We start from the raw sequence: 13,065 nt of genomic DNA on the forward strand, positions 1-13,065 counted from the left end.
ATTCGACCTACAAGGAGACATGATGGCCCGTAAAATTTTTGTCAATCTGCCCGTCCATTCGCTCGAGCGCTCCGTGGCGTTTTTCACGGCGCTGGGTTTCAGCTTCAATGCCCATTTCACGGATGAAACGGCGACGTGCATGATCGTTGCCGATGATATTTTTGTGATGCTGTTGACGCATGACAAATTCAAGCAATTCACGCCCAAGCAGCTGTGCGATACCAAGGTGGCGACGGAAGTACTGGTGTGCCTGTCGGCCGAGAGCCGGGGCGAAGTCGATGCGCTGGTGGCGAAGGCCGTCCAGGCGGGCGGCAGCCTGTACAAGGAGCCGATCGATTACGGCTTCATGTATGGCCACAGTTTCCAGGACCCCGATGGCCATCAATGGGAATTGATGTACATGGAACCTAATTCGGTACCGCAATAAACATCGCAGGTGGGATCAGCGGGGCCGCCGAGGTGCGGCACGTCACGCCAATCCACCCTGCCCGCCTGCTTAGCTGGCCAGCGACAGTAAATCGACCACTTCCAGGCCCGCCAGGTCTTGCGTCGTGTTGCCCGCGAACGCGGCGCGGCTAGGCTGGCCGTTTTTAAGCCAGGTGCGCGTGACGTCCTTGATCTGGCTCAGGGTGCAAGTCAATACGCCCGTGCGGAATTGCTGGCGCACGGCTTCCGTCGTGCCACGCTGCTGCATATTCCACGCCGTCAGCGCTTCCGCGTACGGCGAATGGGGCTTGTCCAGACCCTTGATGACGCAGATGATGGCTTCTTCCACTTGTTCCTGCGAGAAATCACCGTCGAGGATCTGGTCCAGGGTCGTGCCGAAGTCGGCAAAGGTGCCGGCCAGGCGTGGATCGCGGTAGGAACTGAGCGTAAACGTGCCGGCGCCGGCCGCATAGCTGGCGCTGCCGCCATATGCGCCACCTTTTTCGCGCAGGGCCGTATGCAGCACCTGGTTGGTCATCAGTTCGGCGGCCACGGCCAGGGCGGACGCGTCCGGATTGTGTACGCCCGGCACGGCCCAGGATACGAAGCAATGGTTGATCTGGCTCGTCGCATGCAGGGCCGTATTGGCCAGCGGTAACGCTGCCGGCGCTGGCGTTTCAGTCGCTGCAGCGGCATCCGTGTTGGCTGCCGGCAATTCCAGCAAGCGGGCCAGGGTGATGCCATCCTGTTCCAGGCCCGCGCACAGTACGGTTGGCGGCTGGGCGATGATGTGCGCGTGCAAGGTGTCGAGTTCGCGGGCGATTTCCTGCAAGCCTTCGGACGTCTTGCTCAGTTGCTGCAAACGGCGGTAGAACGGCAGCGCGGCCGGGCCGCCCACGATGTCGTCGAAGCGGCGCGTAGGCGACAGGGGAGCGGCCGAGGCCAGCATGGCGTAGCGGTTGCCCGATTCGGCCAGGCTGCTCAATTTGTCTTGCACCAGGCTTTCGATCAGGAAAGCCAGACGCTCTTCTTCATCGAAGCGGGGCTTGGCGATCCAGGCCGACAGCACGGCGGCAATGGCCGCGTGTTCTTCGCGCAAGCCGCTGGCCGAGAACGACAATTCCACGCGCATTGCCTGTTGCGGACGGGGAATGGCTTCCAGGCCGATGTGGAACGAGGGCACCATGCTCTGGCGCCAGGCGCTGGCGTCGTCGAACGACATGTCGCCCACGCCCAGTTCCGGCGCCAGGTCCGTGTACAGGCGCAGCCATGGCCACGACGCTTCCGGCAAGCCCGACACGTCATACAGCACGTTGGCATAGCTGATGCCGTTCGAGGCAATACTGAACGCCACGGCGCCGTCGACGGCCGGGGGAATCGGCAGTGCCGGGCGCGGCAAGGCGCTGACGTCGCCGGGGCGGATGCGGGGCAAGACTTCCGAATTCGATGGCAGCTGCTGATGTGCTTCCAGCGCGGCCGATTCGGCCACGATGTGTTCGCGCTCGGCATCCGTCAGCTTCGCCTGCAGGGCCGCCAGCCTGGCGTCTTCCAGGGCGGCGCGGTCCGTGAAGTAGGCGCTGTCGGGCACCACGTGGGTGGTCAAGCGGGTCGGGTTGGCGATCAGCTCGCGCACCAGTTGCTTGAAGAATTCCGGATCTTCGATCTGCTGTTCCAGGGTTTCCAGGATGGCAGCATTGTCGAACGCATCCATCACGTTGCCGTCGTACATGGCCAGCGGCAAGGCGTGCAGCAAACGGCCCAGGCCGTAAGGCATGCGGCCGCTGCTGATTTCGCGCTGGCTGTATTTGATGTCGCGCAAGGCGGCGTGCAGCACGGCGGCGGGAATACCGTCTTGCGCCGTTTCTTCCAGCGCCGTCCAGATGCGCTGGTGCGCATCGGCGATCTGTTCCTGCGTCAAGCCTTCCATGCCGATGTGGAATACCATCTGGCGGATGCCCGCGTCGCGGCCATTCATGTCCGATGGGCGGCCATAGCCGGCCGATTCCATGGCGCGCATGACGGGCGCCGACGATTCGCCCAGCAAGCCGTGCGACAGCAGATGCGCGTGGTAGTAGGCGATCGGGTCGCTGGACTCGCCCATCAGCCAGGCAAATTGCAGGCCGAATTCATCGTCGCGCGCTTCCTGCGACGGAATTTTCACCACGTTTTCCTGCGGCGCCGTCCACGCGGGCGCCAGCTGCGGCAGGCGACGCGGGCTAAAGCCGCTGAGCTTGGACAGCACGCGTTCAGCGACTTGCTGCTGCACGGCCGACGCTTCGATATTGCCGGACGTCATGATGACGGCTTGCGAAGGATGGTAGTGGCTGGCGTGGAATTCTTTCAGCATTTCATGCGTGAGTTCCGGGATCACCAGCGGATCGCCGCCCGATTCCACTTCGTACGTCGTGCCCTTGAGCAAGGCGCTGGCGATGCCGCTGTCGAGCGCGCGCATGGGGCTGTTGAAGGCGCCCTTCATTTCATTGAAGACGATGCCTTGGTAGACCAGCTTGTCGCCTTCGAACGCATGGCGCCAGCCTTCCTGGCGGAAGTTCAGGTAATCGAGATTCGGGAAGAAGGCCGCATCGAGGTAGACGTCGAGCAGGTTGAAGAAATCCTTGCGGTCCGTGCTGGCGAACGGGTACACGGTGCGGTCCGGATAGGTCATCGCATTCATGAAGGTGGCCGTCGAGCGGCGCAGCATCGAGAAGAAGGGATCGCGCACCGGGTAGCGGGCCGAGCCGCACAAGGCCAGGTGTTCGAGGATGTGGGCGCGTCCGTCGCTCACTTCCGGCACAGTGGGAAAGGCCACCAGGAACACCATCTCAGCCTGCTCGGTATGCATATGGATATGACGCATGCCCGTTGCCGGCTCGACATATTGCTCGATGGTTGCCTGCAAGACTGGAATGAAGTTGCTGCTGACTTTTTCAAATGTGCTCATGCGGTATGGGATCTCGTCGGTAGGTGATACGGATGGTCGGTAGGGCTACATGGCATATGGGGCCAAAGTGGCGCAATGCCAGAGCTGGCCCGCCAGGGCGGGTGCCAGCTTGATGCCTGTATGAAGCTTTTCCCTATTGTACTAGGAGTATCTGCACGCCGCCGCCGAGGCTTGCTTACGGGACGCAAAAGCAACAACGTTGCCAGATAGCTCACTTACAGGTGGCGCCCCCGGATGAAAGCTTAGCGTACCATGCGCCTTTTCCCCTTGCTGACTGAGCCGAAGGCGCTTACCTTGTCCAGACTTTCCTTTCGCCAACTGTTATTTGCCGCCTTCATCTTGACGACGGGCATTTTGACGGCCACCTCCGTGCAAGCCTTGCTGACCCTCGAGCACCTGGCGCGGCTGGGGCGCGAGACGGCGGCGCAGGCGATTACCCTGACGGAACAGTCGCAGCGCCTGTCCGAGCGCACCCTGGCCATGGAGCGCAGCGCGCGCCAGTTCCTCGTGCTCGACGATCCCGTGTTCCGCGAGCGCTACGCGGCGGCCCGCGCCGAAGCCACGGCGGCGCTGCAAGTGCTGAACCGCGCCACGCCCGAGTTCGCGTCCCAGCTGGCCGACGAGTGGACGGTGCAGGCGCAAGCGGCCTGGGAAGTCTTGCAAGCAGGTAAGCGCCGCAAGCGCGATGGCCATGCCGTCGTGTACCGCGCGTTTGCCCGCATGACGCAGATCAACGACAGCCTGGCGCGCGAAAGCAAGACGGAAATCGGCAGCCGCAACGATGCCCTGCTGGCCGAGCTGGAACGCCAGCGCCGCGTGCTGGGCATGCTGGTGGGCGGCGCCGTGCTGCTGGCGGCCGTGCTGGCCACCTGCTTCGGCTTTCTATTGTCGCGCCCGCTGCGCCGCATCGAGACGGCCATCGAGCGCCTGGGCGACAAGCGCTACGACCAGTCCATCGTCGTCGGTGGCCCGGCCGACACGCGCCGCCTGGGCCAGCAGCTGGACTGGCTGCGCCAGCGCCTGGCGGACCTCGATGCCGACAAGGAACGTTTCCTGCGCCACATCTCGCATGAGCTGAAAACCCCGCTGGCGGCCCTGCGCGAAGGCGTGGCCTTGCTGGAAGACGAGGTGGCGGGCAAGCTCAGCGATGGCCAACGCGAAATCGCCGGCATTCTGCAGCAAAACACGGCGTCCCTGCAAACCCAGATTGAAGACTTGCTGCGCTACAATACTGCCGCTTTTGACGCCCAGCATCTGGCGCACAGCAAGGTGGATTTGCTGGTCCTGCTGCAAGATGTGGTGGCCGGGCAGCGCCTGCAATGGCTGGCGCGCCGTTTGACGGTCGAGGTGCAGGGCGCGTCCCTGACCGTGCTGGCCGACCGCGACAAGCTGGCCACGGCCCTGGCGAACCTGCTGTCGAACGCCGTGCGCTTCAGCCCGGAAGGCGGCACCGTGCGCTTTGCCCTGTCCAGCGAAGGGGGCCGCGTGCGCATCGATTGCACCGACGAAGGCGCTGGCGTGGCGCCCGAGGATGCCGCGCGCATCTTCGAGCCGTTTTACCAGGGCGTGCGCCAGGCGGCCGGCGCGCGCAACGGCAATGGCATCGGCCTGTCCATCGTGCGCGAATATATCGCTGCCCACGATGGCAGCGTCACTCTTTTACCGCGCTCCGCCGGCGCGCATTTTCGGATAGAACTGCCCTTATGATGACGAGAATTCCCCTGGCCGGCATGGCCGCCTGCGCGCTGCTGCTGGGCGCCTGCGCCGCCAAGCCTCCTGTCCAGACGCCCGTGCTGGTGCAAACGCCGCCGCGCGTGGTCGTGGTGGCCGATCCCCAGCTCACGGAACTGCTGGCGTATCAAAGCGCCTTGCGCCTGATGACGCCGTCGGAACTGGTCAAAGCGCAGCTGGACCTGTCGAAGGCCGATCACGCGCCGCCCAACACCATCCGCCGCGCCATGCTGCAAGCGACCGTGCGCGGCACGGGCGACCTGGCCCGCGCGCAGGCGCTGCTCGAGCCGCTGCTGACGGCCACGGGCAAGGACGCGCAACTGCTGGCGCCGCTGGTGCAATTGCTCAGCAGCCAGTACGGGGAGCTGCGCCGCCAGGAAGACAGCATCGACAAGCTCAACACGCAGCTGCGCGACGCCCAGCGCCGCATCGACCAGCTCAATGAAAAACTCGAAGCGCTGAAAAACATCGAGCGCAGCCTGTCCGTGCGCCCCGCTGCGGGAGCGCCAAAATGAGCGAGCATGCCCACATCCTCCTGGTCGACGACGATCCCGACCTGCTGCGCCTGCTGACCATCCGCTTGAAGGCGGGCAACTATCGTGTGACGGCCGTGGGCAGCGCGGAAGCGGCGCTGGCGCGCCTGGCCGTGGAATTGCCATCGCTGGTCATTACCGACGTGCAATTGCCGGGCCGCGACGGTCTGGCCCTGTTCGACGAAATCCGCCGCCAGCATGCGGCCCTGCCCGTCATCCTGCTGACAGCCCACGGCACCATTCCCGATGCCGTCGAGGCGACGGCGCGCGGCGCGTTTGCCTATCTGACGAAACCGTTCGACGGCAAGCTGCTGATGGAAAAGGTGGCGTATGCGATCAATCTGTCCACCGTCATGCCGGCGCCCGCGTCCGGCGACGAGAGCTGGCGCGCCGAGTTGATCAGCCGTAGCGCGCAGATGGCCGAGCTGCTGGCTGAGGCCAAGCTGGTGGCCGGGTCCGACGCCAGCATCCTGATCCGCGGCCCCAGCGGCACGGGCAAGGAATTGCTGGCGCGGGCCCTGCACAACGCCAGCCGCCGCGCCAAGGCGCCGTTCATCGCCGTCAACTGCGGCGCCATTCCCGAGCAGTTGCTGGAATCGGAACTGTTCGGCCACGTGAAGGGCTCGTTTACGGGTGCCGTGGGCAACCGCGAAGGCCTGTTCCTGGCGGCCGACGGCGGCACCCTGTTCCTGGATGAGATCGGCGACATGCCGCTGCCGCTGCAGGTGAAACTGCTGCGCGTGCTGCAGGAACGGGCCGTGCGCCCCGTGGGCGCCGACCAGACGCGTCCCGTCGACGTGCGGCTGTTGTCCGCCACGCACCGCGACCTGGACGTGGCCATGGCGGAAGGGCAATTCCGCGAAGACCTGTATTACCGGCTCAATGTCGTGACCTTGACCCTGCCGCCGCTGGCCGAGCGCCGCGAAGACATCGCCTTGCTGGCGAACCATTTCCTGCAGAAACTGGCGGCCAAGTACGAGAAACCCCTGAACGGCTTCGCGCCCGACGCCCTGACGGCCCTGGTGGCTGCGCCATGGCCCGGCAATGTGCGCCAGCTGGTCAATGTCGTCGAGCAAGTGTGCGCGCTGGCCACGGCGCCGCTGGTGCCCTTGAGCCTGGTGCAGCGCGCGCTGCGCGTGCCATCGCTGGAAGCGCTCAGCTACAACGAAGCCAAGCAGCGCTTCGAGCGCGACTACCTGATCCAACTGCTGCGCCTGACGGACGGCAACGTGGCCGACGCGGCCCGCCTGGCCGACCGCAACCGCACGGAGTTCTACCGTTTATTGCAGAAATATGAGCTGACGCCGGCCCTGTTCCGGGCCGACGGCGACCCTGTCGCTGAATAGCGACAAAAATAAAGCGTGGAAAATCAGCGACTTAGCGTAAAACATTGATGGTCTTGCCACAAGTTGTCGCTGTCAGGCGACAAAAAGCGCAGTTTTTCGGGGCAGATAGCCGGAAAACGCGCCGGAAAAATCAGGTTTGAATATAAGTCGTTGATTTCAATGGAAATTTAAAAGCTGGCACGGCGCTTGCTGTATGGGTAGATGTGACGCTTCAAAGTGTTGCTTTATCCAAGTAAGAAGCTTTTAACTTCATTGAGAGGAACTACCATGCAAACATCGAAACTGTTCAATACCCTGGTTGCCGCTATCGTACTGTCGGGCGCCTCGATCACCGCTTCGCATGCCGCTGACTCCGCACCAAAAGCACAAGCTCCTGCTGACACCGTCGTGGCCGCCAACGCTGCCGCAGCCGTCCCTGATGAAACCATCACTTCCTCGGCCAAGGCCGCCCTGAGCGCCGATGCGCAAGCCGCTGCCCTGCCCGTCAAGGTAGCAACCCAGCAAGGTGTGGTCGTCCTGTCGGGCGACGTGCCGAGCGCCGAAGCGGGTGACCGCGTCGTGCAGATCGTCGCTTCCGTGAGCGGCGTGAAAGAAATCAAGAACGAGCTGAAAGTCAAAGCCGCCGGTTAATCCCCCTCGCGCTGTACTTTACTCCGGGTTGCCCTGTCTGCGGACAGGGCATTTTTTTGTCCGCGCGGTTTTACCCGGCCAGCCATGCCGATGCCGCCAGGCAAGGAGGAGGGAAATACAAGTAGAATAGCCAGCACTGGCGCCGCTCCCGGCGCTGTTTGTCATCTCCGGCACAGCATGCTGTTGCAAGGCTGCGCCGTTACCAGGCTACCGCATGTCTTCTTTTTCTCCCGTCGCCCTGCTGCGCAATCTGAAACCCGATAATTTCACCATCGCCCTGCTCGTCACCGTGGCACTGGCCACGTTCTTGCCCTGCACGGGCACGACGGCCGTGGTCTTCGGCAACATCACCACCGTTGCCATCGGCGCCTTGTTCTTCCTGCACGGCGCCAAGCTGTCACGCGAAGCCGTGGTGGCGGGCGCCATGCACTGGCGCCTGCATTTGCTGGTGCTGGCCAGCACCTTTGTCCTGTTTCCGCTGCTGGGCCTGGCCCTGCGTCCGCTGGCGCTGACGTTTCTCACGCCCGACCTGTACATGGGCATTTTGTTCCTGTGCGCGCTGCCGTCCACCGTGCAATCGTCGATCGCCATGACGGCCATGGCGCGCGGCAACGTGCCGGCCGCCATCTGCAGCGCCTCGGCCTCGAATTTCATCGGCATTTTCCTCGCTCCCATCCTGGTCGGCTTGCTGGTGGCCAAGGGCGCGGAAAGCAAGTCGTCGGTGGACGCCGTGCTCTCCATCGTCATGCAGCTGCTGCTGCCGTTCCTGGCCGGCCAATTCCTGCGCCGCTGGATCGGCCGCTGGGTCGACCGCCACAAGGCCACCCTGAAATTCGTCGACCAGGGTTCCATCTTGCTGGTGGTCTACACGGCCTTCAGCGAAGCCGTCAGCGAAGGCCTGTGGCACACGATCTCGGTGGAAACCCTGGTGGCCCTGGGCTTGATCAGCCTCTTGCTGCTGGCGCTGGTGCTGGGCATTTCCACCTTTGTCAGCCGCCGCCTGGGTTTCAACAAGGAAGACGAAATCGCCATCGTCTTTTGCGGCTCGAAGAAAAGCCTGGCCAGCGGCGTGCCCATGGCCAAGGTGCTGTTCTCCACCCGCTCGCTGGGCATGGTGATTTTGCCGCTGATGCTGTTCCACCAGATCCAATTGATGATCTGCGCCGTGATCGCGCAGCGCTATGCGCGCAGGGATGAGGGGCAGGAAGTGCTGGTGACCACGCGATAGTGCTAGTCCTGCAATAGCGTCAACGCCTGCCGCAACCCCTCGACGATCACCCGATACGCCTGCCGCCGGCTTGCCGCATCGGGTGCGCGCAGCACGTACGAGGGGTGATACACGGCTACCACCCAGCGCCCCTCATGCTGCACCGGCGTGCCGATCAGCGGCGCCATGCTCACCGCGCCATCCTGCAATATCGATTTCAATGCCGTGCTGCCCAGCGCCACGATCACCTGCGGTTTTACGCGCTGGATTTCTTCTTCCAGCCAGCCATGGCAGGCGAGGATTTCGCGCTGGGCCGGGGTCTTGTGCAGGCGGCGCTTGCCGCGTGCTTCCCACTTGAAATGCTTGACGGCGTTGGTCAGATAGAGGCTGTCGCGCGCCATGCCTGCTTCCTGCATGGCCTGGTCGAGCACTGCGCCGGCCGGGCCCACGAAGGGCAAGCCCGCCAGGTCTTCCTGGTCGCCCGGCTGTTCGCCCACCAGCATAATGCGGGCGGTCTGCGGGCCGGCGCTAGGCACGGCCTGGGTGGCGCTTTCCCATAGCGCGCAGCGGCGGCACTGGTCCAAGGTGGTGGATGCCGCGCGCGCGGGCTGGGCGCGCTCGGCCGAGATCGGGATCATCGTGGCGCCGCCGCGCTGGCCCACGCTGGCCGTCTGGCCCGTGCGGCGTTCGCCGTTCGCGGCGCCACTGAGCATGGCGGGCACGATGGCGCCTTCGGGCAGGTTTTTCCAGAAGCGCGAGGGGATATGGCTGTGCAACAAATCCGCATTCACGCGGGCCGGGTTGAAGATGCTGCGGTAGTAGGTCAGCCACAGGGCTTCGCCCGCATCGTCGATATCGGCCGCGCCACGCAGCAGGGCCGGTCCCGCGTGCAGGGTCTGGCCGTCCCACAGCATGCTGGCCGATGGCGTGGCGATCATCCAGCTGATGGCTCCCATGCGGCGCGCAAAGTGGCGCGCCACTTGCGGCAGCACCTCGTGCGTGGGTTCGAACCAGGCGACGAAGCGGGGTGCGCCCTCACTTTCCATCCGCTCGCGGAAGCGCACATACGCATGCATGTCGTGTTCTTCGCGCCGCACGGCCTTGGCCATGGCATGCAGGCGCGCGCCGTCCGCATCGGCCGGGGACAGCACGTCGTGCTGGCCCAGCTGCCAGCGCCAGAGCACCTGATACAAGAAGGCCCAGCGGTCATGCACATTGAAACAGGCGGCGGCCTGCAGCAATTCCACCAGCTGGCGGGGCAGGCGCAGCATGGGGGCAGCCGTACCGGCCGCGTCCGGCGTGGCGGAAAACAGGTCGCCCTCGCCGGGCCGGGACTGCCATTGCACGCATGCCGGCGGCACTTGCCGGGCGATCAATTCGCGCGCGGCCGCGCGCCACTCGTCAAACGATTGCGCCAGCCGGACGACGGCGTTCATGCTGCCTGCAGCTCCGGCCACAGAGGCATTTGCTGCGGTGCCTCCGCCATGGCGCGGCGCAGGTGTTCCGATGCCGTGGTGTCGCGCGCGGGAAAGTAGTCGGCCGTGATGATGAAGGGGGCGATCTTTTTCATGCTGCAGCGCAGGCGCGACAGGTCGGCGTAGCGCACCTGCCGCACGCGGCGCAGGTCGACGATGCGCTGCGCGTTGCGCAAACCAATGCCGGGCACGCGCGCGATCATGTGCTGCGCCGCGCGGTTCAAGTCCAGCGGAAAATGTTCGCGGTGCGCCAGCGCCCAGGCCAGCTTGGGATCGATGTCGAGCGCCAGGTTGCCGCCCGTGGCGGGCAGCAGTTCGCTGGCCTGGAAACCGTAGCTGCGCAGCAAAAAATCGGCCTGGTACAGCCGGTGTTCGCGCAGCATGGGCGGCGGCGCCAGCGGCACGCTTTTCGGGCTGTCGGGAATCGGGCTGAAGGCGGAATAGTACACGCGCTTGAGTTTATAGCTGCCATACAAGGTCTCGGCCGTGGAGAGGATTTGCTGATCGTCGCTGGCATCGGCGCCGACTATCATCTGCGTGCTTTGCCCGGCCGGCGCGAAACGGGGCGAGCGCGGTTCTTCCGCTTTCTCATCGAGCTTGCGGCGGATGGCACCCATGGCCAGTTTGATCGTATGCACGCTCTTTTCCGGCGCCAATTTTTGCACGCTGTCCTGCGTCGGCAGTTCGATGTTGACGCTGAGGCGGTCGGCATAGCGGCCCGCCTGCGCGACCAGGGCGGGATCGGCGTCGGGGATGGTTTTCAGGTGGATGTAGCCGCGGAACTGGTGCACCTCGCGCAGCTCGCGCGCCACCTGCACCAGCTGCTCCATCGTGTAGTCGGCCGACTGGATGATGCCGGAACTGAGAAACAAGCCGTCGATGTAGTTGCGCAGGTAAAAATCGGCCGTCAGCTTGACCACTTCGGCCACCGTAAACCGCGCGCGCGGCACGTTCGACGTGCGGCGGTTGACGCAATACTGGCAATCGTACAGGCAGTAATTCGTCAGCAAGATCTTGAGCAGCGAGACGCAGCGCCCGTCCGGCGTATAGCTGTGGCAAATGCCCATGCCCGAGGTGGCGCCAAAGCCATCCTTGCCGATGGAGTCGCGTTTGGGCGCGCCGCTGCTGGCGCAGGACGCGTCGTACTTGGCCGCGTCGGCCAGGATTTCCAGCTTGTCCGTTAATTCCATGGCTTGCCTCGATATACTGTGTTTATATACAGTATATCAGGGAATCCGCCTTGTGCAGCCTTGATCTGATGCATGGCAGAACGTTATATATCGGTGTATATTACGGGCCTTGTTCTCTTCTCATTAAGGATACGATCATGCGCCTCACCTCCCTCGCCAAGCTCCTCGGCACCGCCCTGCTCGCTACCGCCGCCTCGTCCGCCCTTGCCGGCGAAGTGGTCGTATCGGCCGCGGCCAGCCTGACGAATGCGTTCAAGGATGCGGCGCAAAGCTATGAGGCGCAGTATCCGGGCAGCAAGGTGTCCTTGAACTTCGCCGCCTCGGGCGTGCTGCTGCAACAGATCGTCAAGGGCGCGCCCGTGGACGTGTTTGCCTCGGCCGACCAGGAAACCATGGATGCGGCGCAAAAGCAGGGCCTGGTGCTGCCGGCCGACCGCATGGATTTCGTCAGCAACAGCCTGGTGCTGATCGTGCCGCACGATAGCAAGCTGGGCATCAAGAGCTTGAGCGACCTCACGCACAAGGGCGTGACCCGCGTGGCCATCGCCAATCCGGCCAGCGTGCCCGTCGGCCGCTATTCGGAAGGCGCGCTGAAAAAGGCGAACTTGTGGGATGCCGTGCAACCGAAGGCCATCGGCACGCAGAACGTGCGCCAGTCGCTCGACTACGTGGCGCGCGGCGAAGTCGATGCGGGCTTTGTCTACGCCACCGACGCGGCCATCATGAAGGATAAAGTGAACGTGGTGCTGGACGTGCCGCTCGAGGCGCCCGTGCTGTACCCGATCGCCACCATCAAGGGCAGCAGCAATGGGGCCGAAGCGAAGCGCTTCGTCAGCTACCTGCAGACGGCGCCGGCGCAAGCGATTCTGGCCAAGTACGGTTTCAAGAAGCCATAATTCAGGTACGCGCCCGCATGGATATCGCCTGGACCGCGCTGGCCCTGTCGCTCAAGGTAGCGGCGTGGGCCACGGCGCTCAATTTGTTGCTCGGCATCGGCACGGGCTATCTGCTGGCGCGCACGCGTTTTCCCGGGCGCGAGCTGCTCGACGCCCTCCTGACCCTGCCGATGGTGATGCCGCCCACCGTGCTCGGCTATTACCTGCTGGTGCTGCTGGGCCGGCGCGGCACGATGGGCATCTGGCTGCAGGACAACTTCGGCATCAACCTGATCTTTACGTGGCAGGGCGCCGTGATCGCTTCCACGGTGGTCGCCTTTCCCCTCGTCTTCAAGCCCGCGCGCGCCGCCTTCGAGGCGGTCGACGGCCAGCTGGAGCAGGCGGCCCGCGTGCTGGGCATTTCTGAAATGGCCATCTTTTTCCGCGTGACCTTGCCGCTGGCCTGGCGCGGCATCCTGGCCGGCGTGCTGCTGGGCTTTGTACGCGCGCTGGGCGAGTTTGGCGCCACCCTGATGGTGGCCGGCAGCATTCCCGGCAAGACGCAGACGCTGTCCGTCGCCGTGTATGAAGCCGTGCAGGCGGGCCAGGACGACGTGGCCAATACGCTGGTCCTGATTACTTCCGCCGTGTGTATCGTGGTGCTGCTGTCGGCTGGCCGCCTGGCGCCCGGGCGCATCGCTCACAAATAAC

General features: G+C 64.3%; 11 protein-coding genes. 8 read left to right on the forward strand and 3 right to left on the reverse strand.

The window, feature by feature from the left end; all coding sequences use genetic code 11:
- Positions 1 to 22: 22 nt before the first annotated feature.
- On the forward strand, positions 23 to 427 hold the full coding sequence (locus tag GCN75_RS22495; RefSeq protein WP_152284378.1) for a VOC family protein: 405 nt from the start codon (positions 23 to 25) through the stop codon (positions 425 to 427).
- Positions 428 to 496: 69 nt separating this feature from the next.
- Here the strand turns inward: GCN75_RS22495 and GCN75_RS22500 are convergent, their stop codons facing one another.
- Positions 497 to 3,367: an insulinase family protein gene (locus GCN75_RS22500; RefSeq protein WP_152284379.1), complete on the reverse strand. Its 2,871-nt coding sequence runs from the start codon at positions 3,365 to 3,367 to the stop codon at positions 497 to 499.
- Between the two features lie 294 nt (positions 3,368 to 3,661).
- Between GCN75_RS22500 and GCN75_RS22505 the strand changes: the two genes are divergently transcribed.
- The 5 genes from GCN75_RS22505 (at position 3,662) to GCN75_RS22525 (ending at position 8,835) form a co-directional block, all read left to right on the forward strand.
- Entirely contained in the window at positions 3,662 to 5,074 is a 1,413-nt protein-coding gene (locus GCN75_RS22505; protein WP_152284380.1) for a HAMP domain-containing sensor histidine kinase, read from the forward strand.
- The gene (locus GCN75_RS22510) at positions 5,071 to 5,613 is read left to right on the forward strand and encodes a SlyX family protein (RefSeq protein WP_226941520.1); all 543 of its coding nucleotides are present in this window, start codon (positions 5,071 to 5,073) and stop codon (positions 5,611 to 5,613) included. The genes GCN75_RS22505 and GCN75_RS22510 overlap by 4 nt, the downstream gene beginning before the upstream one ends.
- Positions 5,610 to 6,977 carry a sigma 54-interacting transcriptional regulator gene (locus GCN75_RS22515; protein WP_152284381.1) on the forward strand — a complete coding sequence of 456 codons (1,368 nt, stop codon included), beginning with the start codon at positions 5,610 to 5,612 and terminating at the stop codon, positions 6,975 to 6,977. The genes GCN75_RS22510 and GCN75_RS22515 overlap by 4 nt, the downstream gene beginning before the upstream one ends.
- Before the next feature lie 267 nt (positions 6,978 to 7,244).
- Positions 7,245 to 7,607 carry a BON domain-containing protein gene (locus GCN75_RS22520; RefSeq protein WP_034752546.1) on the forward strand — a complete coding sequence of 121 codons (363 nt, stop codon included), beginning with the start codon at positions 7,245 to 7,247 and terminating at the stop codon, positions 7,605 to 7,607.
- A gap of 214 nt (positions 7,608 to 7,821) precedes the next feature.
- A complete protein-coding gene (locus GCN75_RS22525; protein ID WP_152284382.1) occupies positions 7,822 to 8,835 on the forward strand; it encodes a bile acid:sodium symporter family protein in 1,014 nt (337 codons plus the stop codon).
- Between the two features lie 2 nt (positions 8,836 to 8,837).
- Here the strand turns inward: GCN75_RS22525 and GCN75_RS22530 are convergent, their stop codons facing one another.
- Both GCN75_RS22530 and GCN75_RS22535 read right to left on the reverse strand, forming a co-directional pair.
- The gene (locus GCN75_RS22530; protein WP_152284383.1) at positions 8,838 to 10,250 is read right to left on the reverse strand and encodes a UdgX family uracil-DNA binding protein; all 1,413 of its coding nucleotides are present in this window, start codon (positions 10,248 to 10,250) and stop codon (positions 8,838 to 8,840) included.
- Positions 10,247 to 11,479: a putative DNA modification/repair radical SAM protein gene (locus GCN75_RS22535; protein WP_152284384.1), complete on the reverse strand. Its 1,233-nt coding sequence runs from the start codon at positions 11,477 to 11,479 to the stop codon at positions 10,247 to 10,249. The genes GCN75_RS22530 and GCN75_RS22535 overlap by 4 nt, the downstream gene beginning before the upstream one ends.
- A 137-nt stretch (positions 11,480 to 11,616) precedes the next feature.
- Here GCN75_RS22535 and modA point away from each other — a divergent pair, with 137 nt between their 5' ends.
- A complete protein-coding gene (gene modA / locus GCN75_RS22540) occupies positions 11,617 to 12,375 on the forward strand; it encodes a molybdate ABC transporter substrate-binding protein (RefSeq protein WP_152284385.1) in 759 nt (252 codons plus the stop codon).
- A gap of 17 nt (positions 12,376 to 12,392) precedes the next feature.
- The gene (gene modB, locus GCN75_RS22545) at positions 12,393 to 13,064 is read left to right on the forward strand and encodes a molybdate ABC transporter permease subunit (protein ID WP_152258284.1); all 672 of its coding nucleotides are present in this window, start codon (positions 12,393 to 12,395) and stop codon (positions 13,062 to 13,064) included.
- Position 13,065 lies beyond the last annotated feature (1 nt).

This window comes from Janthinobacterium violaceinigrum, assembly GCF_009208555.1.
In the GTDB taxonomy this organism is placed as follows: domain Bacteria; phylum Pseudomonadota; class Gammaproteobacteria; order Burkholderiales; family Burkholderiaceae_D; genus Janthinobacterium; species Janthinobacterium violaceinigrum.